Annotated in this window: 12 protein-coding genes; 9 read left to right on the forward strand and 3 right to left on the reverse strand. The window is 72.0% G+C overall.

Annotated features, from left to right (window positions below; genetic code table 11):
- Positions 1-193 (reverse strand): hypothetical protein (locus tag ACGF5G_RS30395; RefSeq protein ID WP_393269058.1); only part of this gene is annotated, 193 nt, incomplete at its 3' end.
- Positions 194-934: 741 nt separating this feature from the next.
- Here ACGF5G_RS30395 and abc-f point away from each other — a divergent pair.
- The 7 genes from abc-f to ACGF5G_RS30430 all read left to right on the forward strand — a co-directional run bounded on the left by abc-f (position 935) and on the right by ACGF5G_RS30430 (position 9,399).
- Complete coding sequence (gene abc-f, locus ACGF5G_RS30400; protein ID WP_393269059.1) at positions 935-2,572, forward strand: ribosomal protection-like ABC-F family protein; 1,638 nt, start codon at positions 935-937, stop codon at positions 2,570-2,572.
- Positions 2,573-2,647: 75 nt separating this feature from the next.
- Positions 2,648-4,261 (forward strand): ABC-F family ATP-binding cassette domain-containing protein, encoded by a 1,614-nt coding sequence (locus ACGF5G_RS30405; RefSeq protein WP_393269062.1) that lies wholly within the window; start codon positions 2,648-2,650, stop codon positions 4,259-4,261.
- A gap of 141 nt (positions 4,262-4,402) precedes the next feature.
- Complete coding sequence (locus tag ACGF5G_RS30410) at positions 4,403-5,290, forward strand: ABC transporter substrate-binding protein (protein ID WP_393269065.1); 888 nt, start codon at positions 4,403-4,405, stop codon at positions 5,288-5,290.
- Complete coding sequence (locus tag ACGF5G_RS30415) at positions 5,287-6,237, forward strand: amino acid ABC transporter permease (protein WP_393269068.1); 951 nt, start codon at positions 5,287-5,289, stop codon at positions 6,235-6,237. The genes ACGF5G_RS30410 and ACGF5G_RS30415 overlap by 4 nt, the downstream gene beginning before the upstream one ends.
- Positions 6,234-6,998 carry an amino acid ABC transporter ATP-binding protein gene (locus ACGF5G_RS30420; protein WP_393269070.1) on the forward strand — a complete coding sequence of 255 codons (765 nt, stop codon included), beginning with the start codon at positions 6,234-6,236 and terminating at the stop codon, positions 6,996-6,998. The genes ACGF5G_RS30415 and ACGF5G_RS30420 overlap by 4 nt, the downstream gene beginning before the upstream one ends.
- On the forward strand, positions 6,998-8,620 hold the full coding sequence (locus ACGF5G_RS30425; protein ID WP_393269072.1) for an amidohydrolase family protein: 1,623 nt from the start codon (positions 6,998-7,000) through the stop codon (positions 8,618-8,620). The genes ACGF5G_RS30420 and ACGF5G_RS30425 overlap by 1 nt, the downstream gene beginning before the upstream one ends.
- An 8-nt stretch (positions 8,621-8,628) precedes the next feature.
- Positions 8,629-9,399, forward strand: coding sequence for a serine hydrolase (locus ACGF5G_RS30430; RefSeq protein WP_393269075.1), 771 nt, complete (start codon positions 8,629-8,631; stop codon positions 9,397-9,399).
- Here the strand turns inward: ACGF5G_RS30430 and ACGF5G_RS30435 are convergent.
- Together ACGF5G_RS30435 and ACGF5G_RS30440 are read right to left on the reverse strand one after the other, a co-directional pair.
- On the reverse strand, positions 9,282-10,295 hold the full coding sequence (locus tag ACGF5G_RS30435) for a LysR family transcriptional regulator (RefSeq protein WP_393269078.1): 1,014 nt from the start codon (positions 10,293-10,295) through the stop codon (positions 9,282-9,284). The two genes, ACGF5G_RS30430 and ACGF5G_RS30435, sit on opposite strands and share 118 nt — an antisense overlap.
- Before the next feature lie 131 nt (positions 10,296-10,426).
- The gene (locus ACGF5G_RS30440; RefSeq protein ID WP_393269241.1) at positions 10,427-11,575 is read right to left on the reverse strand and encodes a BTAD domain-containing putative transcriptional regulator; all 1,149 of its coding nucleotides are present in this window, start codon (positions 11,573-11,575) and stop codon (positions 10,427-10,429) included.
- 220 nt (positions 11,576-11,795) lie between these two features.
- On the opposite strand from ACGF5G_RS30440, the gene ACGF5G_RS30445 reads away from it, so the two are divergent.
- Complete coding sequence (locus ACGF5G_RS30445; RefSeq protein ID WP_393269081.1) at positions 11,796-17,789, forward strand: RHS repeat domain-containing protein; 5,994 nt, start codon at positions 11,796-11,798, stop codon at positions 17,787-17,789.
- Positions 17,790-17,989: 200 nt separating this feature from the next.
- Positions 17,990-23,932, forward strand: a complete 5,943-nt coding sequence (locus tag ACGF5G_RS30450; protein WP_393269082.1) for an RHS repeat domain-containing protein — start codon at positions 17,990-17,992, stop codon at positions 23,930-23,932.
- Position 23,933 lies beyond the last annotated feature (1 nt).

Below are 23,933 nucleotides of genomic sequence, written 5' to 3' on the forward strand. Positions count from 1 at the left end.
CCACAAGTTGCCGCTCACAATTCCCCGCCGTCACCTCAGCCGCCACCACCCCTTCCACCAGGTACGGCACGTTGGCCGCACGCTTCCAGGGCCAGCATCGCCCCCGAGACCCTCGACTGGCCAACCGGTCACCCAGCCGCCCGAAGGCGTCTTCGATCGCGGCGCGCTCCAACAGAGGATGGTCAAAGCTCACGCGACGTTCAACTCCTGCGCCGACACGTATACGCCACGCCGCCGGAACGCCGCCGGAGCATGCATCACGGCGTCTACCCGAGCAGCACGCGTGGTGAAGGGGAACCAGAACCGCCGCAGCGACCGCGTCTCAGTGCACCACGCCCATCCTTGGCCGCCAGGTGCTCCGCCAACGCCGCGAGGAACTCATTCCAATGCTCGCCCCCAGTAAGAGCCGGCTCCTCCTCCAGCAGACCAGCGCGCTCTGGCCTGCTGGGCGGCGATGATGGTCAGGATGGCCAGGCAGCCTGAGTATCGGGCTCACGACCCAGCCGAGCAGCCCGGTCACTTCTGAAACAGGCCTAGAAGGGCGGGATGGTTGCCCATCCCGCCCTTCGCTCCAGCAAGCACGTCGGGTACGAGCACCACCGCATCTGAGGCACCGCTACCACTCCGTCGTCTCCTAGACGCGCTCAAGCGGGTGGCTTCGCGGATCATCGGCCCAAACCCAGGCGTTTCTCCGGCGAGGCGGTTGCCGTACCAGTGCCACTCTGGAAGTTGTTAAGCTGGTGCTGCGCGGCGGAGACCGCGATGAGAGTGCGAGGGAGCGGGCTGTGGTGACGGGGGACGACGACATCTCGGGGTGAGCGGCCCCGGCCGCCTGCTGCCGGCCTGCGCCGGTGCGGCGTGTCTCGTCGTAGACCTGTCTGCCCGACCGGGGCGTCTGTCGCGTCCCCGGCTCTCTTTCGAGGGTGTCTCCCCGATGTCTGACGTCTGCATTGTTTGTACGAACCTGTCCTTTTCCTGGCCGGACGACACTCCGGTCTTCCAGGACCTGTCCTTCACCGTGCCGCCCGGCCGTACGGGCCTGGTCGCGCCGAACGGCGCCGGCAAGACGACCCTGCTCCGTCTGATCGCGGGCGACCTCACCCCGACCGGTGGCAGCGTGACGGTCGAGGGTGTGCTCGGCTACCTGCCGCAGGACCTGCCCCTGGCCGGTGACCTGACCGTCGCGGAGGTGCTCGGGGTCGACGCGACCCTCGCGGCCCTGCGCGCCATCGAGGCGGGTGACGCGGCGGAGGAGCACTTCACGGCCGTCGGGGACGACTGGGACGTGGAGGAGCGCAGCCGCACCGAACTCGACCGGCTGGGCCTCGGTGACGTGGGGTTGGACCGGCGCCTGCGCACTCTCAGCGGCGGGCAGGTGGTGTCGCTCGGCCTGGCGGCGCAACTGCTCAGGCGCCCGGACGTGCTGCTGCTGGACGAGCCGACCAACAACCTCGACATCGACGCGCGGCACCGGCTGTACGAGGTGCTGGAGGGCTGGTCCGGGTGTCTGCTGGTGGTCAGCCACGACCGGGTCCTGTTGGACCGGATGGACCGCGTCGCCGAGCTCGACCGTGGTGAGGTGCGCCTGTTCGGCGGGAACTTCACCGCGTACGAGGAGGCGTCGCGCGTGGCACGCGAGGCGGCGGAGCGGACCGTGCGCAGCGCCGAGCAGGACGTGAAGCGGGAGAAGCGGGAGATGCAGCAGGCCCGGGAGCGGGCCGACCGCCGGGCCAGCAACGCCGCCCGCAACCTCGGCAACGCCGGCCTGGCCCGCATCGTCGCCGGTGGGCTCAAGCGCAGCGCCCAGGAGTCGGCCGGCCGGGCACAGCAGGCGCACGCCAACCGGGTCAGCGAGGCCCAGACCCGGCTCGACGAGGCCAGCCGGACGCTGCGCGACGACCAGGCCCTGACCCTGGACCTGCCCGACACCACCGTTCCCGCCGGCCGCACCGTGTTCGCCGGCGAGCGTATGCAGGTCCACCACGGCGACCGGGCCGTCTTCGCCGGCGACGGCGCCGACCTGACCATCCGGGGACCGGAGCGGATCGCGCTGACCGGCCCCAACGGCGCGGGGAAGTCCACCCTGCTGCGTCTGTTGCAGGGTGACCTCCACCCGGACGCCGGGCAGGTGCACCGCGCCGCCGGCCGCGTCGCGTACCTGTCGCAACGCCTGGACCTGCTGGATCTCGACCGGACGGTCGCGGAGAACTTCGCCGCGTACGCCCCCGACCGGCCGCAGGCCGAACGGATGAACCTGCTCGCCCGGTTCCTGTTCCGCGGCGCCCGAGCCCACCTCCCCGCCGGCGTGCTCTCCGGCGGCGAACGGCTGCGCGCCACCCTCGCCTGCGTCCTCTACGCCCAGCCGGCACCCCACCTGCTGCTGCTCGACGAACCCACCAACAACCTCGACCTGGTCAGCGTGGGCCAACTGGGGAGCGCCCTCACCGCCTACCGGGGCGCGTTCGTGGTGGTCAGCCACGACGAACGGTTCCTCACCGACATCGGTGTGCAGCGGTGGCTCCGCCTCGATGACGGTCACCTGCGCGAGATTCCCGCACCCGACCGCGCCTGACCGCCGACTCCGCCCTGCTCCGGGCCACGGGCCGTGCCGGCCCGTGGCCCGGGGGCACCCCGAAGGTGACCCTCCATGCCCGAAGCACTGCTCGCTCACGACCTCGTCCATACCCGCGGCAGCCGTCGCGTGCTGGACGGGGTCTCCCTCACCGCGGCCCCCGGCCGCCGGATCGGCCTGATCGGCGAGAACGGCACCGGCAAATCCACCCTGCTCCGCCTGCTCGCCGGTGCGGACGAACCGGACGCCGGCACCGTCGTTCGGCCACCGGACCTCGGCTACCTGCCGCAGGAAGCCCCCTACGACCCGACCGCGACCGTGGGGGACGTGCGCGACGACGCCCTGCGCGAGGCCCGTGCCGTCCTCACCGACCTCGATCGGCTCGCCGACCGGCTCGCCGGCACCGCCGACGACACACCCGACCACGAACGGCTGCTCGCCGAGTACGGCGATCTGCTCGACCGCGCCCAGGACATCGACGCCTGGGGCGCCGAGCGACGTGCCGGCATGGTCCTCGCGGCACTCGGTCTCGGCGATGTGGCACCGGAGCGGGCGCTCGCCGCGCTCTCCGGCGGCCAGCGTGGCCGGCTCGCACTCGCCGCCCTGCTCATCCGCCTGCCCTCGGCGTTGCTGCTCGACGAACCCACCAACCACCTCGACGACGCCGCGGCGGCCTTTCTCGAGCAGCAGTTGCGCGACCTGCCCGGAGCCGTCGTCGTAGCCAGCCACGACCGGGCCTTCCTCGACGCGGTCTGCACCGACCTGATCGATCTCGACCCCGCTGTCGCCGGCCCGGTCCGCTTCGGCGGCACCTACCGCGACTATCTGGCTCACCAGCGCAACGAGCGGGAGCGCTGGCAGCGACGCCACGCCGAACAGCAGGAGGAACTGGCCGAGCTACGCCGGCAGCTCGCGGTGACCGCGCACGAGGTCGCGCCGGGCCGGGACCGGCGCGACAACGAGAAGATGGGATACGGCCACACCGCCGGCAGGGTGCAGAACCAGATTGCCCGACGGGTACGCGCCGCCGGCCGTCGGCTCGACGACCTCGAACGTACCGCCGTCGCGTCACCACCCGAACCGCTGCGGTTCCGCGCCACCGCGCTCGCCACCGCCACCGCCGACGGGACCATCGTCAGCCTGCGTCACGTGCGGATACCCGGCCGACTCACCCTCGACCGTCTCGACCTCGCCGCCACCGACCGGCTGCTGGTCACCGGCGCCAACGGTGCGGGCAAGTCCACGCTCCTCGCCGTCCTCGCCGGCCGACTGGACCCGGCCGGTGACGTCCGGCGCCGCCCCGACCTGCGCATCGGCGTACTGACCCAGGACACGGTGTTCGACCGGCCCGAGCGCACCGCCGAGGAGATCTACGCCGACGTCCTGGGCCAGGTACGCGCCGACGACGTACCGCTGGACGACCTCGGTCTACTCACCGCCCACGACGCGCGCCGGCCGGTCGGCGAGCTGTCGGTCGGCCAGCGACGCCGGCTCGCCCTGGCCCTGTTGGTGGCCGACCCACCCGACCTGCTGCTGCTCGACGAGCCCACCAACCACCTCTCGCCCCGACTCTGTGACGAGCTGGAGGACGCCCTCGGCGGCAGCCCCGGCGCCGTCGTGGTCGCCAGCCACGACCGGTGGTTGCGCTCCAGGTGGCACGGACGCGAGATCCAACTCCGCGGCACCTGAACGGGTGCCTGCCACGGCCTGCACGGCGAACGCGGGGTGAGCATCGAATAATTCGATGCTCACCCCGCAAAGCGTTCGGGCTGTTCATGCTGGCTGATCCCCGATAGGGTCCCCGCCATCGTCTCAGGCAGGAGGTTTCCGGTGGTCAGGAAGCGTGCGCTTCGCGTTGTCGTCGGTCTCGCCGCACTCTCACTCGCCGTCGCCGGCTGCGGACGGTCGACCAGCGGCCAGACGCCGCAGGCCGGTGGTTCCGCCTCGGTCGCCGCCGACGCCAAGGCTGCCGACCTGGTCCCGGCCACCCTCAAGGAGAAGGGTGTGCTCCGGGTCGCCACGGCCGAGGGCTACCCGCCGATGGAGATGTACAAGGAGGGGACCCAGGAGCTGACCGGCGTCGACCCGGACCTGGCGGCGGCGATCGCCGGGCGGCTCGGCCTGAAGCTGGAGATGACCAACGCCAGCTTTCCCGGCCTGATCCCGGGCCTGCAGGCCGACCGCTGGGACCTGGCGATGTCCTCGATGAGCGACACCGAGGAGCGCCGTAAGGCCGTCGACTTCGTCGACTACTTCCAGGCCGGCGGCGCGATCATGGTGGCGAAGGGCAACCCGGCCGGGGTGAAGGATCTGGCGGACCTGTGCGGCCGGGCCGTGGTGCTCGCCAAGGGCAGCTCCAACCTCGCCATCGGGGAGAAGCAGAACGCCTCGTGCGCCAAGAAGATGACCATCTCGCAGAGCGAGGACGCCCCGACCGGCCTGCTGCAGATCGACGCCGGGCGCGCGGTGGCCACCATCGTCGACTACCCGGTGGCCAAGATGCTCGCCGGACAGAGCGGCAAGTACGAGGTCCTGGAGGCCCAGTACGAGGCCGGCCCGTGGGGCATCGCGATCGACAAGAAGGACAGCCAGCTGCGGGACGCCGTCCAGCGGGCCCTCCAGGAGCTGATCGACACGGGTGAGTACACCAAGATCCTCGAGAAGTGGGGCGTGCAGGGCAGCGGTGTGCAGACCGCGACGGTCAACGACCAGAAATGAGCACACCGGTGGATGCGACCGTCAAGGGCCCGGCTCCGGCCGGGCCCGCCGGCCCGGAGGTGAACCGGATCAGCCACCCGCTGCGACCGGGGCGCTGGCTGGCCGCCGGGGCGACCGCCCTGATCCTGGCCTGGCTGGCCTGGACCATTGCGATCAACCCGAACCTGCACTGGGACATCGTCGTCGAGTACCAGTTCGACTCGGTCATCCTGGAAGGGCTCTGGGTCACCGTTCAGCTCACGGCCGCCTCCATGGCGATCGGCGTGGTGCTCGGCGTCATCGTGGCGCTGATGCAGGTCTCCGACAGCCGTACCCTGCGCGCCGGCGCCATGGCATACGTCTGGTTCTTCCGCGGCACGCCGCTGCTGGTGCAGCTGATCTTCTGGTTCAACATCGCGCTGATCTTCCCCGAGATCGGGCTGGGCGTGCCGTTCGGCGGCCCGAAGTTGGTGACCTGGGAGACGAACACCCTGGTCACCGGATTCGTCGCGGCGCTGCTCGGGCTGAGCATCAACGAGGGCGCCTACATGAGCGAGATCGTCCGGGCCGGCCTGCGCTCGGTCGACCCCGGCCAGCAGGAGGCCGCGGCGGCGTTGGGCATGTCGCGCATGAAGATCATGAAGCGGGTGGTGCTGCCCCAGGCGATGCGGATCATCGTCCCGCCGACCGGCAACCAGTTCATCTCCATGCTGAAGACCACCTCGCTCGTCTCGGTGATCGCCGGCGCCGACCTGCTCACCGTCGCCCAGCGGCTCTACCTGACCAACTTCGAGGTGATCGCCCTGCTGATCGTCGCGTCCATCTGGTACCTGGTCCTGACCACCGTCGCCAGCATCGGCCAGTACTACCTGGAGCGCCGATTCAGCCGCGGCTTCGGTGCCACCGCTCCGGGCACCCTGCGCGGGCGGATCACCCGCAACCTGCGCTTCACGGGGAGCGCGCGATGACCCCGCCGATGGTGCAGTGCCGGTCCCTGCGCAAGAGCTTCGGCCGCCTGGAGGTGCTGCGCGGCATCGACCTGACCATCGAACGCGGCCGGGTGGTCTGCGTGGTCGGCCCCTCCGGATCCGGCAAATCCACCCTGCTGCGCTGCCTCAACCACCTCGAGGAGCCGCAGGCGGGTCGGGTCTACGTCGACGGCGAGCTGATCGGGTACGAGGAGCACGGCGGCCGGCTGCGACCGCTGCCGGACGCGCGACTGCGCCGGCAGCGCGAGTCGATCGGCATGGTCTTCCAGCGCTTCCACCTGTTCCCGCACCGCACGGCCCTCGAGAACGTGATGGAGGGCCTGGTTGCGGTGAAGGGCGTCCGGGCGGCCGACGCGCGACGGCGCGCCGCCGACCTGCTCGACCGGGTCGGCCTGGCCGACCGCGCCCACCACTACCCGGCACAGCTCTCCGGCGGCCAGCAGCAGCGGGTGGCCATCGCGCGGTCCCTGGCCATGTCGCCGAAGCTGATGCTCTTCGACGAGCCGACCTCGGCGCTCGACCCGGAACTGGTCGGCGAGGTGCTGGAGGTGATGAAGGACCTCGCGGCGAGCGGGATGACCATGATCGTGGTGACCCACGAGATGGGCTTCGCCCGGGAGGTCGGCGACCACCTCGTCTTCATGGACGAGGGCCTGATCGTCGAGCAGGGGCCACCCCACGAGGTGCTCGCCGCGGCGCGGCACGACCGTACCCGCGCCTTCCTGTCCAAGGTTCTCTGATGACGCGGTTGGACCTGCTGGTCACCGGCGGCGACGTGATCGACGGCAGCGGCTCGCCGGCCCGCCCCGCCGACGTGGGCGTCCGGGACGGACGAATCGTGCTGCTGCCGCCGGGCGGTCGCGCGCCCGCCAGCGAGGTCATCGACGCGACCGGGCTGGCCGTCACCCCGGGCTTCATCGACGTGCACACCCACTCCGACCTGCTCGCCGGCGACGACGCGCAGCGGGAGGTGCTGCGCCGGGCGCCACTGCTCCAGGGCGTCACCACGGAGATCTGCGGCAACTGCGGGATCAGCCCCTTCCCGGTCCCACCCGAACGCGCTGGCCCGGTGCGGGAGCTGCTCGCCGCGACCTTCGGTCCGCCCGCGTCGGCGTACGCGTCGTTCGCCGAGTTCGCCGACGCGCAGGGCGTGGCCCGGCGCAACCACCTCGCTGCCCTCGTCGGACACGGAACGTTACGCGCCGCGGTGGTCGGCTTCGCCCAACGGCGGGCCACGCCCGACGAGACCCGGCGCATGTGCCAGTTGCTCGACGAGGCGCTCGCCGCGGGCGCGGCCGGGTTGTCGACCGGCCTGATCTACTCCCCGGGCGTCAACGCCGGCACCGACGAGGTCATCGCGCTGGCCCGGGTCGCGGCCGCGCACGGCAAGCCGTACGTGACGCATCTCCGTGACGAGATGTCCCAGGTCGAGTCGGCCCTCGAGGAGGCCGTCGAGATCGCCACCGCGGCCGGGGCGGCGCTGCAGGTCTCGCACCACAAGACGGCCGGGCGGCGCGCCTGGGGCGCCACCGTCCGCACCCTCGCCCGACTCGAACGGGCGCGCGCCGAGGGACTCGACGTCACCTGCGACGTCTACCCGTACACCGCGGGCAGCACAGCCCTGCACGCGATGCTGCCGCCGTGGCTGATCGCCGACGGGGTGCCCGCGATGCTCACCGCCGTCGCCGATCCGACGGTCCGCGACCGGATCCGGACCGACCTGGTCGCCGGGGTGCCGGGCTGGGAGAACACCGTGGGAAACGGCGGCTGGGACCTGATCCGGGTCGCGTCCGCCGCGCGCAACACCGACGCCCAGGGGCACACGATCGCCGAGCTGGCCGCCGCGCGTGGCGTCGACCCGGTCGACTACGCCTGCGACCTGCTGGCCGCCGAACGCGGCGACGTCACCATCCTCAGCCACTCGATGCACGAGGACGACGTACGCCGGGTGCTGGCCAGCCGGCTGACGATGCTCTGCTCGGACGGCGTACCGAAGGGGGGCCGCCCGCACCCCCGGTGGGCGGGCAGCTTCGCCCGGGTCCTCGGCCACTACGTTCGTGACGTGGGACTGCTGGAGCTGGCGGAGGCGGTGCACAAGATGACGGCGATGCCCGCCCGCCGCTTCGGCCTACCAGACCGCGGGCTGCTCGCCGACGGGTACGCCGCGGACCTGGTGGTCCTCGACCCGCAGCGGGTCGCCGACGGCGCCACGTACGACGATCCGCTGGCGCCTCCGCACGGCGTGCGGTGCGTGGTGGTCGGTGGCCGGATCGTGGTGGACGGCGGCGAGGTCACCGACGCGCGGCCGGGCCGGGTGCTGGCCGTGCCGGGCCGGCGGCCCGCCCGGCCGGGGCCGCGATGAGGCCGGCGGTGCGGGTCGGGGCGATGGTGCGCCGGCTGGACGACGGCCGCACGGTCTCGGCCGACCCCGACCTTGCCCTGCCGCTGGCCAGCGTCGGCAAGGTGCTGCTCCTCGCCGAGGTGGCCCGGCGGCTCGCCGACGCCACGCTCGCGCCGGACCAGCCGGTGGAGCTGCTCGACGCCGACCGGGAGGTCGGCGGCACCGGACTGCTCGGCCGGCTGTCCCCTCGGCGATGGACGGTCGCCGACCTGGCCACGGCGGTCGCCGCGGTCAGCGACAACGCCGCCACCAACGCCCTGCTGCGGCTGGTGACCCTCGATGCCGTGCAGGAGCTGGCCCGCCGTGCCGGGCTGCGGGACACCACCGTGCACGACCGGATCCGGGCCGAGCGCGGCCCCGACGTGCCGCGGACCTTCGCCACCGGCACCGCCCACGAGCTCTGCGCCTTTCTCGCGGACGTGGCGACGGGGACCTGGCAGAGCCCGCAGGCGTGCCGGCTGCTGCGCGGCTGGCTCGCCGGCAACACCGACCGCACGATGGTCGCCGACTCCGTCGACCACGACCCGTGGTCGATCGACGGCGTCCGGGTGGAGAACAAGACCGGCACCGACACCGGGGTACGCGCCGACACCGGGATCGTGTCCGGCCGGCACACCGTCGTCTACGCCGTGATCGCCGCGTTCGAGCCCGGGGCCGAGCGAGAGGCCCTGGCCGAGCTGCGGCGCTGGGGCGCGGCGGTCGACCGGCTCGCCGGAGCCCACCGCTCGGACAGCTCCTGACTGAGCGTCGCCGCCGCGCCGGCCAGTCGCTCGACGAAGCTGCCGACCACCGGATTGGGGTTGCCGGGGCGCAGCGCCACGCCGATCTCCCGGTGCAGATTCGCGTGGGCGAGCTGCCGCACCGCCACCCCGCCGGGATCGCCCAGGCCGAGCGACGGCACGAGCGCCACCCCGACACCGGCCCGCACCAGGCCCAGCACCACCTCGTAGTGGTCGCTGCGGCAGCGGACCCGCGGCGGGAAGCCCTCGGCCCGCGCCGCCAGCTCCAGCACCGAGACCTCACCCTGCACGCCGAGGGTGGTGATCCACGGTTCGGCGGCAAGGTCTGCGAGCCGCAGCCGCCGCCGTCCGGCGAGCGGGTGGTCGGCGGGGAGCACCACCAGTTGCGGGTCCACCATCAGCGGCTGGACCTTCGTGTGCGGCGACTTCTGCGCCGGGCTCAGCGGATGGTCGAAGACCACCACCAGGTCCAGCTCACCCTGGTGCAGCCGGGGCAGCAGTTCGTGCGGCTGCCCCAGGATCAGCGCCAGCTCCACCTGCGGATGGTCGCGGGTGTAGCTCGACAGGGCGCGCGGCAGCAGCTCGGTGCCGGCGGTGGCGAAGAATCCGATCCGCAGCAGTCCCTGGCGGCCCTTGCCGTGGGTGGCCAGTTCGTCCCGGGCGGCCGACATCAGATCGGCGATCTGCTGCGCGTAGTCCGCCAGGCGCTGGCCCGCGGCGGTCAGCCGCAGGCTGCGCGGCCCCCGCTCCACCAGCGCCACCCCGGCCTCCTGCTCGAGGGTGGCGAGCTGGTGGGAGACCGCGGACGGGCTCAGCCGAAGCTGCTCCGCGGCGGCGACGATGGTGCCGTGGCGGGCGATCTCGAGGACGACCTGCAGGCGTGCGGTGTTGAACATCGGCGGGCTGCCTTCCCCTGCTCAAGGGCGGTGCGGTCAGCCGTCGACCGCCGCCCGGCTCACACTCTCGCACGCCGCCCACGCCTGCTCCACGCCGACCGACGGCACCGCCGACCCACCGAGACCACAGATCAGTCAGGTGCGGCTGGAGTATTTGGCCGCGCCGGTTTCCGCCGCCCTTCGCCGGCCCCGGCAATCGCCGCGGCGAAGTGACGTTGCAGCACCAGCATCGACGTCAGGGCCGGATCCCGGTGGAGCACGGCATTGTGCAGTGCCTGAAGTTCGGCTCCTGGCTCGACGCCGAGTCCCTCCACGAGCGCCGTCCGGGCGGCCTGGTAGGTCGCCACAGCCGCACCGGTGTCACCGCAGCGGCTGTACGCCGTCATGAGCTGGCCCCACGCACGTTCCCGGAACGGATGCCGCTCGACGAAGTGATGCAGCAACTCCCGGGTGGCCGCATACCGCCCGATCTGCAGCAGCGCATCGGCGTAGTCCTCCACCGCGTCCATCCATCGGTTGGTCAGCAGCACCGACCATGACGACAGCACCGGCCCGCGGGGCACGTCCCGCATGGGGGTGCCCCGGTACCGTGCGATGGCGCCTCGGAGGTGGTCGGCGGCTGCGGGCACATCGCCGTCGGCGGCGGCGCGGCGGCCTTCGGCGAGGTCCCGCTCGAAGTCCCGGACGTCGAGGCGCATTCGGAGCTCGGGAGGCAACCACAACGTCCACCCGACGCCCTCGCGAAGCAGCGCGGCGCGCCGGTCGCGCGACGAGTTGTCGGCAAGCCATCTGCGCAGTCCGGACATGTATCCACGGAGATTGACCGCGGCGGACGGAGGCGGGCCGTCCGGCCACAGCTCCGTCATCAGCCGGTCCCGGCTGGTCACTCGTCCCAGGTCGCTCACCAGCAGCGCCAGCAGCGTCCGCTGGCGTCCGACGGGCGGCGGGAGTGGCTGGCCGTCGGACCGGATCAGTAGTGGACCGAGCAGGCTGATCGAAAGGCTCATCGCCACCTCAGGGGATGCGGGCGATCCGTGTGGGTCCGACACGGCCGCGAAGGAGATCGGGGCCCTGATGCTCGATGTCCCAACGCTGTCCAGCCAGCCTCTCGCACTGTCCGGGACAGGATGGGACAGCATGGGCCGGCCCACGGCGTCGGCATGCGTGACGGCGCCGCAGATCCCGGCCCTGGTCGGTGCGTCGCTGACTCGGCCTACGTCTCGGTGTACGCCTCCTCGTACGGGAGCGCCGCAGCATGTCTGGGCCGACCGTCGGCACATTTCCGCTGGAGCCGCCGTGATGTCTCGAAAGCCGCTACCCGGGCTGCCCAGATCCGCCCTTTCACTGCTCGCCCTGGTCGTGGCCGTGCCCCTCGGCGCGGTCGCCCCGACAATGACGGATGAGGCGACGGCCGCCGCCCCGCCCGCGCCAGCCTCCGTGTCCGTGGTGCCCACCCGGGCGGTACCGGTTCGTCCCCCGACGCCGGACCGGACACCCCTGGTGACCAGGGCACCCGAGGTGTCCTGGCCGGATGCCGCCGTGTCCGTGGTGCGGCCGAGGAACCTGACGGATGCCGAGCGGGACCGCGCGACACGGTCCGGTCGCCGGCCGGCCCTGCTGCGGGCGGGGCAGACGCCGGTCCGGGTCGGGGCCACGGCACCGGTACGGGTGGAGGTGCTGGACCAGGCTGCCGCCCGCCGATTCCGTGTCACCGGCCTGCCGATGCGGATCGCCCACACCGACGGCAAGCCCCGCGACCTTGAAGTCGTGGTGGACTACTCCGGATTCCGGGGTGCGTTCGGCGGCGACTACGCCGCCCGGCTGCGTCTGGTGAGGCTGCCGGAGTGCGCGGCGACCCGGGGCGGGGCGTGCGGGCCGCAGCAGCCGATCCGGACCCGCAACGACATCCGCGCGGGCACCGTCACCGGCCGCCTCTCCGATGGCCTCTACGCGGTGACGGCCGCCCCGGCCGGCGCGAACGGCAGCTACGCGCCGACGTCGCTGACCCCGTCGGCTACCTGGCAGGTCGGCCTCCAGTCCGGCGACTTCGGGTGGTCGTATCCCATCGAGGCGCCGGCGGTGCCGGGGATGGAGCCGGAGCTGGGCCTGGGCTACTCCTCGGCGGCGGTGGACGGAAAGACCGCCGCCACCAACAACCAGCCGTCCTGGGCGGGTGAGGGGTTCGACCTGCAACCGGGCTTCATCGAACGGTCCTACAAGCCGTGCGCCGAGGACGGACAGGCGGGTGTCGCCGACGAGTGCTGGGAGACCGCGAACGCCGTGGTGTCTCTGCCCGGGGTGGCCGGTGAACTGGTCCGCGACGCCGCCACCGGCGTCTGGCGCACCGAGGAGGACGACGGCTGGCGCGTCGAACTGCTCACCGGCGCCCGGAACGGCGACGACGGCGACGACGGCGACGGAAAGCCGACCGACAAGGGCGAGCACTGGAGGCTGACCGCCCCGGACGGCACCCGGTACTACTTCGGGCTGAACCAGCTGCCGGGCTGGTCGTCGGGACGCGACGAGACGAACTCCGCCCTCACCGTGCCCGTCTTCGGCAACGAGACGGGCGAGCCCTGTCACCGGGCGACGTTCGCGGACTCCTGGTGTCAGCAGGCGTACCGGTGGCAGCTCGACTACGTGGTCGACCCGCACGGCGACGCGATGGCGTACTACTACGACCGGGAGACCAACCACTACGGCCGCAACAAGAACCCGGCGGCGCCCACGCCGTACGCGCGGGCGAGCTACCTGAAGCGGATCGAGTACGGTCTGCGGGCCGACACCCTGTTCACCCGCCCGGCCGACGCGCGGGTGCTCTTCACCACCGCGGAACGCTGCCTGCCCGGCTCGGCCTGCCAACCGGCCGACTACCCGGACGTGCCGTGGGACCTGTCCTGCACCGGCGTCACCTGTGTGTCGCCGGCCCCGACCTTCTGGGGCACGAAACGTCTGGCGAGGATCACCACGCAGGTCAACAACGGCGGCTACCAGGACGTCCAGTCATGGGCGTTCACCCACACCTTCCCCGACCCGACGGACGGCTCAACCGCCTCGCTCTGGCTTGAGTCGATCGTGCAGACCGGCCATGTCGGCGGCACCGCCACGACGCCCACGATCACCTTCGGCCCGGCGACGACCGCCGAGGGGGAGGGCACCCCGAACCGGGTCGACGGCTGGGGCGACACGCAGACGGGGCTGCGCAAGTTCCGCCTGGGACAGATCAACAACGAGACCGGCGGCCAGATATCGGTGACCTACGCCCCGACCGGCTGCGTCCGGACCGCCCTGCCCACCCCCGAGACCAACAAGGACCGCTGCTTCCCCGGCTACTGGGCGCGGGACCTGGAGACGCCGACGCTCGACTGGTTCCAGAAGTACGTGGTCACCCAGGTCGTCGAAACCGACCTGGTCGGCGGCGCGACACCAGAGGTCACCCGGTACCGCTACCCCGACCGGGACGCCGCCTGGCACCACGACGATGCCGAGCTGACCCCGGACCGGTTCAAGACCTGGGGCCAGTGGCGGGGCTACCAGAAGGTCGACGTGATCACCGGCAACGGCGTGGACAGCCCACAGACCCGCACCGAGCACATCTTCTTCCGTGGCATGGACGGCGACCGGGCCGGCCCGGCCGGGGGCGTCAAGTCGGTCAGCGTCGACGGGCTCCCCGACAAGCCGATCCGGCGGGGTTTCGGCCGCCAGACCACCGTCTACGACGGCGTCAGCGGGAACATGATCTCCCGTACGGTGAGCACCCCGCTGGAGATCAGGAGCACCGCGAGTCGTCCGAGGTCCACCGGCGCGATGCTGGAGGCATGGGTGACCGGCGAGCGCTCGGAGACCACCACGACGGCACTGCCCGGCGGCGCCACCCGCACCACGGAGGTCACCTACGGCTACGACGAGGACGGCCTGCCGGTCTCGGAGCACGACCGGGGTGACGTGGCGGCGACCGACGACGACCAGTGCACCGTCACCGAGTACACCAAGAACAGCACCGACTGGATCATCGACACCAAGAAGCGGGAGACGACGACGCTCGGCCCCTGCGGCCAGCAGCCGTCGTACCCGGACGACCTGGTCAGCGACGAGCGGTACCACTACGACGGGCAGCCCTTCGGCGCGCCGCCCACCCGGGGCGACGTGACCAGGACCGAGGAGGTCAAGGACTACTCCGACGGAGAGCCGGTCTGGCAGACGGTCGACACCACCGTCGTCGACGACCACGGTCGGGCGACCTCCGTCACCGACGTGCTCGGCCGCACCAGCACCGTCGCCTTCACCCCGGTCACCGGCGGCCCGGTCACCAGGTCGGTCACCACCAACCCGCTCGGGCACGCCTCCACCGTCACCTTCGACCCCGTCTCCGGCGACCCGGTCAACGTGGTCGACGCCAACGGACGACGAACCGACCTGACCTACGACCCGCTCGGCCGGCTGACCAAGGTGTGGCTGCCGGGCCGGGCCATGGCGACCACCACGCCGAACATCGAGTACACCTATGACGTACGCCGGGACGCGCCCAGCGTGGTCGGCACGCGCACGCTGCTCGGCAGCGGCTTCGCCTACGCCACCTCCTACAACCTCCTCGACGGGTTCCTGAGGGAACGGCAGACCCAGGAGCCGTCACCCGACGGCCTCGGCCGGATCGTCACCGACACCTTCTACGACTCGCACGGCCGGGACTGGAAGGAGAACGCCGACTACTACACCACCGGGCTGCCCGGCAAGGCGCTCGCCACGGCCGCCGACACCGTGGTCCCGTCCCAGACCCGCACCGTCTACGACGGTGTCGGGCGGGAAACCGCGGAGCTGCTCCTGTCCAAGGGCGTGGAGAAATGGCGCACCACCACCAGCTACGGCGGTGACCGGGTCTCGGTGACCCCGCCCGCGGGGGACACCGCCACCACGACCATCTTCGACGCGGACGGGCGCACCACCGAACTGCGGCAGCACGCCGCCGGTGTGACCAGCGGCTATGACACCACCCGGTACGCGTACACCAGGGCCGGTCAGCTCGCCACGGTCACCGACCCGGCGGGCAACGTCTGGCGACACCACTACGACCTGCGTGGCCGCAAGATCCGCACCGAGGATCCGGACGCCGGCACCCAGCGGTTCGGCTACGACGACGCCGACCAGCTCGTCACCACCACCGACGGTCGTGGCCGCACCCTGGCCATCGCGTACGACCCGCTGGGCCGAAAGACCGCCGTGCACGAGGACTCGCTGTCCGGCCGGAAGCTGGCGGAGTGGACGTTCGACACCCTGCCCGGCGGCGTCGGCCTGCTGACCGGCACGAAGCGGTACGCGGGCACCGACGCCTACGAGACCAGGGTGGCGGGCTACGACGCGACCGGCCAACCGACCGGCGCCTCGGTCGTCATCCCCGGCGCGGAGGGCAACCTCGGCCGCTCCTACGACACCACGTTCCGCTACAACGCGGTCGGCCAGGTCACCGAGACGAATCTGCCCTCGGCCGGCGACCTGCCCACCGAGACCCTGAAATCCACCTACACCAACCTCGGACTGCCGAAGTCGCTGACGGCGACCGGGGTGGCCTATGTGGCCGACACCGTCTACAGCAGGACCGCCGAGGTCACCCGGAAGGTGCTCGGCGCCAGCGGCAAGCAGGTGACCCGGGACCTGACCTACGACGAGGCGTCCGGACGCCTGACCCGTGCGAAGGCCATGGCTCCCGGCACGACACCGGTCGCCGACACCGCCTACACCTACGATCCCGCCGGCAACGTCCAGCGCATCGGTGAGACCGTCACCAGCGACGTCCAGTGCTTCGACTACGACCACCTGCGGCGCCTCACCGAGGCGTGGACGCCGGCGGACGGAAACTGCGCGACCCCCCGCTCGGCAGCGGCACTGGGCGGGCCGGCGAGCTACTGGCAGAGCTGGACCTTCGACAAGGTCGGCAACCGGTTGACCGAGACCCGGCACAGCGCGGGCGGCGACACCACCGCCAGCTACGCCTACCCCGCGCCGGGCACACCCCAACCACACACCCTGAAGTCGGTACGCACCACCGGCCCCTCGGTCGACCGGACCGACACGTTCACCTACGACGCGGAGGGCAACACCACCGGCCGGACCGTCAACGGCGCCGAGCAGACCCTCACCTGGGACGCCGAGGGGCACGTCGCCAGCGTGACCGCGAACGGCACGACGTCCTCCTTCGTCTACGACGCCGACGGCAACCGGCTGCTGCGCCGGGACAACACCGGCACCACCCTCTACCTGGGGCACACCGAGGTGCACCAGCCGACCGGCGGGGGCGCGGCGACTGCCACCCGCTACTACGCGCACGACGGCGAGACCGTCGCGCTGCGTAAGGGCGGCAAGCTGGCATGGCTGGTCTCCGACCACCACGGCACGGGCGAGATCGCCGTCGACTCGGTCACCATGGCGGTGACCCGGCGGCTGCTCACCCCGTACGGCGGTGCTCGCGGCGGGACCGGCCTCTGGCCGGGGGAGCGGGGCTTCGTCGGCGGCATCATCGACGCCGACACCGGCCTGACCCACATCGGCGCCCGCGAGTACGACCCGGCGATCGGGCGGTTCCTCTCCGTCGACCCGATCATCGACATCTTCGAGCCGCAGCAGATGCACGGGTACGCCTACTCCGACAACAACCCGACCACGTTCAGCGACCCCGACGGGTTGTTCCGCGAGGCCGGGGGAGTGACGTACAAGAAGTCGAAGAAGACGAGCAAGCCGTCCAAGTCGGTCAAGTCGAAGACGACGAAGTCGAAGGCGTCCCGGGCGACCGCGGCGAGCTGCAACGCCGCCTGCCGCCGCGACAACGCGACGAACAAGCCCAAGCCGAAGGCCAAGCGGACGAAGGCGGATCCCGGCTGTAATGCCGCGTGCCGGCGGGACAACGCGACGAATAAGCCAAAGGCGAAGTCGAAACCGAAGGTGGATCCCGGCTGCAACGCCGCCTGCCGCCGCGACGCCGCAGCCAACAAACCCAAGAAAGCGGCCCCCAAACCCGCCGCGCAATCCAAGCCGGCGCCCAAGCCTAATAACCGGTCCGGGGGCAAAGGCTTCTTGGAGGAGTTGACCGACACGTCCGCCTGGAAGAGCATCAAGTTCGGCCTGACCGTAGCCGCAATGGTCGGTTGTGCGGCCTGTGGGATCCTCACCATCGGTATGAGTGCGGTGGATTTCGGTGTAAAGGCCACCAAGGGCGACTGGGGGGGTGCGGCGATCGAGGCTGTGGGCGCAGGGCTCGGCGGAGCGGGTCTGGCGTCAAAGGCCGTAGGTCGGCTTGCTCACACCTTGGGGGGGAGGGCCATGACGCAGCAATACGCCGGCGGTATTGCGGCATGGAATCGCCATCCCAACCCTTCGCTTCAAGCAATAAACAGACACTGGCGGAACGGCCCGGGGAATCCTACCCACATGAAAGCCATGGAGAACGTCGGATGGGGCATTGACGCCACCAACAACGCCATTGGTGGATCACCCTTTTCCTGAGCCGATGGCCACCGTCGCATGGCGACCGAGCAGCCTTTGAGTTCTTCAGCGGAGGCGTTCCAGCCATGCGGGGTTGTGAACACGATGAGAGACGGCGACAAATTCCATCCGTCATGTACGCCCTGATGTACGCAGGTGCCTGACGCTGAGCCCGACCCGTCGTACGACGGGTCGGGCTCAGTCGTCGCGGAGGGGTTCGGATGCGTGTTGTTCGTACAGGACTGCTCGTCGCGGCGCTGGTCGCCGCCACGGTGACGGTGCCCGGGGCGCGGGACGGCCAGGCGGCCGGGCGGGAACAGCCGGGCCCGCTGGTGGCCGTCGCCCCGCGGGGCGCGGACATCTCGCAGAAGCTGGCGGTGCGCAAGGCTCCTGCGATCGCGTGGCCGGAGGCCACCCGAGTCGAGGTACGCCGGACCGCCGCGAGGACCAAGGCCGGTTCGCTGCCGCTGTGGGTGAGCGCCGCCGACGGCGGGGCCGGCACCGTGACCGTCGAGGTCGCCGACCGGGCCGCCACCGCCAAGGCTCAGGTACGCGGGATGGTGGTCCGGGTCCGGCATGCCCCGGCCGCCGGCGCGAAGCCGGGACGCTCGAAGCTGGAGCTGGACTACTCGGGATTCCGGGCCGCGTACGGCGGTGACTACGCCGCCCGGCTGCGACTGGTCAGGCTGCCCGACTGCGCGCTGACCGCCGGTCCCGCCTGCGGCCGGGCGCAGCCGGTCGCCTCGGCCAACAACCACCGCGCCGCCCGCGTCACGGCGCAGGTCACCGACGGGACGTACGCGTTGACCACCGCGCCGGGCGGGGCGGCCGGCAGTTTCAAGCCGACCTCGTTGACCCCGTCGGCGACCTGGCAGGTGGGGTTGCAGTCCGGCGACTTCAGCTGGTCGTACCCGATGCGCACCCCGCAGATGCCCGGCGGCGCGCCGGTGCTCGCCCTGGACTACTCCTCGGCGCGGGTCGACGGCCGGACGGCGGCGACCAACAACCAGCCGTCCTGGGTGGGGGAGGGCTTCGAGTCGCAGCCGGGGTTCATCGAACGGTCCTACCAGCCGTGCGCGGACGACGGCCAGGCCGGAATCGGCGACCTGTGCTGGGCGTCCAACGCCGCCGGCAAGCCGGTGCAGAGCGCTACCGTGTCGCTGCCCGGCCTCAACAGCGAGCTGGTTCGGGACGACGCCACCGGCACCTGGCGGGCCGAGCAGGACGGCGGCTGGCGGGCCGAGCTGCTCACCGGGGCGGCCAACGGCGACGAGGGCGACGACCCGTCCGGCACCGCGCCCGGGGACCGGGGCGAGTACTGGAGGCTGACCTCACCGGACGGCACGCAGTTCTTCTTCGGCCGCAGCCGGATGCCGGGCTGGACAGACGGGGCGGCGGAGACCAACTCCGCGTTCACCGTGCCGGTCTACGGCAACCACGTCGGCGAGCCGTGTCACGGGGCGTCCTTCGCCGTCTCGTGGTGCCAGCAGGCGTACCGCTGGAACCTGGATTTCGTGGTGACCCCGCACGGCGACGTCACCGCCTACCACTACGAGCGGGAGACCAACTCGTACGGCCGCAACGGCTCGCCGTCGGCGGTCACCCCGTACGTCCGCGCCGGCAACGTGCGGCGGATCGAGTACGGCCTGCGGCTCGGCTCGGTCTACAGCACGCCAGCCGCGGCGCGGGTGATGTTCACCTCGGCCGAACGGTGCCTGCCCGGTTCGGCCTGCCAGCAGTCCGGGCCGGCCGACTACCCGGACACCCCGCTGGACCAGGCGTGCGGGTCGACGTCGTGCCCGACGCTCGCGCCGACGTTCTGGACGACCCGCCGGCTGGCGAAGGTCACCACCCAGGTCGACGACGGCGGCTACCGCGACGTCGACTCGTGGACGTTCACCCACACATTCCCCTCTCCCCAGGACGGCGAGGCGCCGACCCTGTGGCTGGAGTCGATCGCCCACACCGGGCATGCTGGCGGCACCGCGGCGATGCCGTTGGTCCGTTTCGACCCGGCGACCACGCCCCAGGGGGAGGGCACCCCGAACCGGATCGACACCAAGGGCGACAGCCAGCCGGCGATGCGCAAGTTCCGGCTGGGCCGGATCAGCAACGAGACCGGGGGCAGCACCAGCATCCTCTACACCGCGACCGACTGCCAGCCGGCGAGCCTGCCCGTCCCGGACCGCAACACCGCCCGCTGCTACCCGGCCTACTGGGCGCACGACCTGGAGACCCCGACGATCGACTGGTTTGCCAAGTACGTCGTCAGCCGGGTCACCGAGACCGACCGGGTGGGCGGGGACAGCGACAAACCGAAGATCACCGAGTACGAGTACCTGGACGGCGGCGCCTGGCACCACGACGACGCCGAACTGGTGCCCGACGCGTTCAAGTCGTGGGGGCAGTGGCGCGGCTACCAGAAGGTGCGGGTGCGCACCGGCGACGGCGTGGACGGACCCCGCACCCTCACCGAGCACCTCTTCCTGCGCGGCATGGACGGCGACCGCAACGCCGACGGATCGACCAAGAGCGTCACCACCGACAGCATCAGGGACGAGTCACCGCTGCGCGGGTTCGCCAGGTGGAGCACCGTGTACGACGGTGACGGGCCGAACGCGGCGGTGGTGTCACGTACCGTCGCCGCGCCGGTGCAGCTCCCGGTGACCGCCGAGCGGGTCCGGGACGCCGGGCCGCTGCGCGCCCGGGTGACCGAGGTCCGCTCCGTCACCACGACGACCACGGTTCCCGGCGGTGCCCGGACGACGGAACAGCGGTACGGCTACAACGGCCACGGCCTCGTCGCCGAGCGCCACGACCTGGGCGACACCGCGGAACCCGGCGACGACACCTGCGTCCGGACCAGCTACGCGGTCAACGACGCCGCCTGGATCGTCAACGCCCGCTCCCGCGAGGTGACGGTCGCCGGCGACTGCGCCGGCACCGAGGTCCTCGCCGAGCGTCGCTACTCGTACGACGGCAACCCCTGGGACACGGCGCCGACAACCGGCGACGTGACCGAGGTGCAGGAGGGCACCGAAACCGGGTACGTCACGACCCAGCGGACGACCGTGGACGGGCATGGCCGCCCGGTCGAGCAGCGGGACGCCTCGGGTGATCTCACCCGTACCACCTACACCCCGGCCGTCGGTGGCCCGCTCGCCGCGACCACCGTCACCAATCCCGCCGGGCATGTCATCACCACCAGCTTCCATCCCCTGCTCGGCCAGCCGGTCACCGTGGTCGACGCCAACGGCGCCAGCAGCACCAGCGGGTACGACCCACTCGGTCGGCTGACGTCGGTCTGGCTGCCCGGCCGGGCCACCACCGCCACCCCCAACCGCCGCTACACGTATCTGGTCCGCGACACCGCCGCCAGCGCGGTGACCAGCCAGGAGTTGATCGGCAGCGGCAACGCCTACCGCACCAGCGTCGAACTGTTCGACGGGTTCCTGCGGTCCCGGCAGATCCAGCAGCCGGCGCCGGGCGGCGGCCGGATCCTCACCGACACGCGGTACGACTCCCACGGCCGGATCGCCTCCACCATCGCGCCCCGCTACGACGCGGGCACGCCGGGCACCGGCCTGGTCGCCCAGCCTGCCGCCGTGCCGGCGCAGACCCGGTTCGGCTACGACGGCGCGGGCCGGCAGAGCGCGGAGGTGCTCTACTCCGGCGGTGTGGAGAAATGGCGGACCACGACCCACCACGACGGGGACCGTACGTCCGTGGACCCGCCGACCGGGGGCACGGCGACGCAGGAGATCCGCGACGCCCGGGGGCACCCGGTGGAGCTGCGGCAGTTCCTCGGTGGCGCACCCACCGGCGACCACCGGAGCACCCGGTACACCTACACCCGGCTCGGGCAACTCGCGACGGTCACCGACCACGCCGGCAACGTGTGGCGCTATCACTACGACCGGCGGGGCCGGCAGACGCGCAGCGAGACGCCGGACGCCGGGGTGCGGACGAGCACCTACGACGACGAGGGGCGGGTCGTCACCAGCACCGACGGAAACGGCCGGACCCTGACGACCTCCTATGACACGCTGGGTCGCCGGACCGGCCTGCGGGAGGGTGGCACCCTGCTCGCCGGCTGGACGTACGACACCGCGGCCAACGGCAAGGGCAGGCCGGCCACCACCGCCCGCCACGCCGCCACCGGCGACATCGTCACCGCCGTCACCGGGTACGACCCGCGCGGCCGGATAACCGGTACCGCCGTCACCGTCGCCGAGCCCGGGCTCGCCGGCACCTACCAGACGAGCCACGTCTACTACGAGGACGACCAGCCCTACACGTCGACCCTGACGCTGCCCGCCACCACCAGCGGCGGCCTGGCCGCCACCGAGACCCTGCGCTATGGCTACGACACCACCGGCCGGCCCACCACGCTGTCCAACGGGTACGTGACCGCCACCACCTACGAGAAGACCGGCGAGCCGAAGAGCTACACCCTCGGCGCAGCCGGCCGCCAGGTGATCCGGACGTTCAGCTACGACCCGGCGACGAGACGGCTCACCCGGGCCACCACCGCGCGGGAGGGACAGTCCCCGGCCGGGGACGTCTCCTACGACTACGACCAGGTCGGCAACGTCACGCGGATCGCCGACGCCGCCGGTGCGGACACGCAGTGCCTGCGCTACGACGGGCTGCGGCGGCTGACCGAGGCGTGGACGCCGGCGGCCGGCGGCTGTGCGGTCGCCCCGATCGTCGCCGGGCTCGGCGGGCCCGCAGCCTACTGGGACCAGTGGACGTTCGACGCCGCGGGTAACCGGGCTGTCGAGACCCGCCGGAGCGCGGCCGGCGATAGGACCCGCACCTACCAGTACCCGGCGGCCGGCGCCGCCCAGCCGCACACCCTGCGCTCCGTGACGGTCGAGGAGCCGGACGGGGGGCGCCGCACCGACACGTACACCTACGACAAGGACGGCCATCTGCTGACCCGCAACGACCAGCGCCTCGAGTGGGACGCCGAGGGGCGGCTGGCCTCGGTGACCGAGGCCGGGAAGACGTCGTCGTTCGGCTACGACGCGGAGGGCAACCGGGTGCTGCGCCGGGACTCCGCCGGTACGACCCTGTACCTCGGGGACACCGAGCTGCACCGCGCTCCCGACGGCCAGATCACCGGCACCCGCTACTACCGGCACAACGGCGAGATCGTGGCGGTACGCCGGGGCGGCGCGCTCAGCTGGGCCGTCGGTGACCACCACGGCACCGCCGACACGCAGGTCAGCGCCGTCGACCTGTCCGTCACCCGGCGGTGGCTCACCCCGTACGGGCAGCGCCGGGACGCCGGCTCCCCCGCCGGCTGGGCCGGTGACCGGGGCTTCGTCGGCGGCACCGTCGATGCCGACTCTGGGCTGGTCCACCTCGGCGCCCGTGACTACGACCCGGAGACCGGCTCGTTCGTCTCGCTCGACCCGGTGACCGACACCGGGGATCCGCAGCAGATCGGCGGATACGCCTACGGCAGCCACAACCCCACCACCTTCAGCGACCCGGACGGCCTCAAGACCATCAAGGTCCACCCGGGGACCGTCATCAACCGGATCCTCACGGGTGCGGTGAACAACGCCCGGGCGGCCCTCGACAGGGCCGGTCCCTCCTCGGCACGCGTCGAGTCGGGGTCCTGGCCGCTGAACGGTTGGCGCCCGCTGAAGGACGTTGTCATGGGCGTCGGGCCGAAGAAGAACCGGTCGTCGGACGCCGCGAAGCCCAAGCGCGGCAGCGGCACGTCCCGTACGAGCAAGAAGCCGGCACCGGCGAAGGTGGACATCGACTGGGCGTTCGAGGCCGGCGGCGACGTCATCACCTGGGAGGACCGCGTCGGCGGGGGCGGCGGCGACTGGTACGACGACGGCTGGTGGGGCGACTACGACTACGACCCGTACGACTACGACACGCCGGTGGTCCAGTACCAGGAGCGACCCTGCGTCGGCTGGAACCAGTGCCTGACGCCGCGACCGATCGACCAGAGCATCGTGTGGGAGTCCGCGGCGGGAGCGGAGTGGGGTTCGGCGATCCTCGGTGTGCCCGCCGTGCGGCCGGCGCTGCCCGTGCGCTGGAATCTGTCGCCGTGGTGGGGCGGCTCCGGGTCCCGCCCGGCCCTGCCGGGTGAGCAGCCGGCGCCGTCGCTGCCGTCGATCATCTGGCGGCTGTCGTGAC

Source organism: Micromonospora sp. NPDC047730, assembly GCF_043204765.1.
Taxonomy (GTDB): domain Bacteria; phylum Actinomycetota; class Actinomycetes; order Mycobacteriales; family Micromonosporaceae; genus Micromonospora.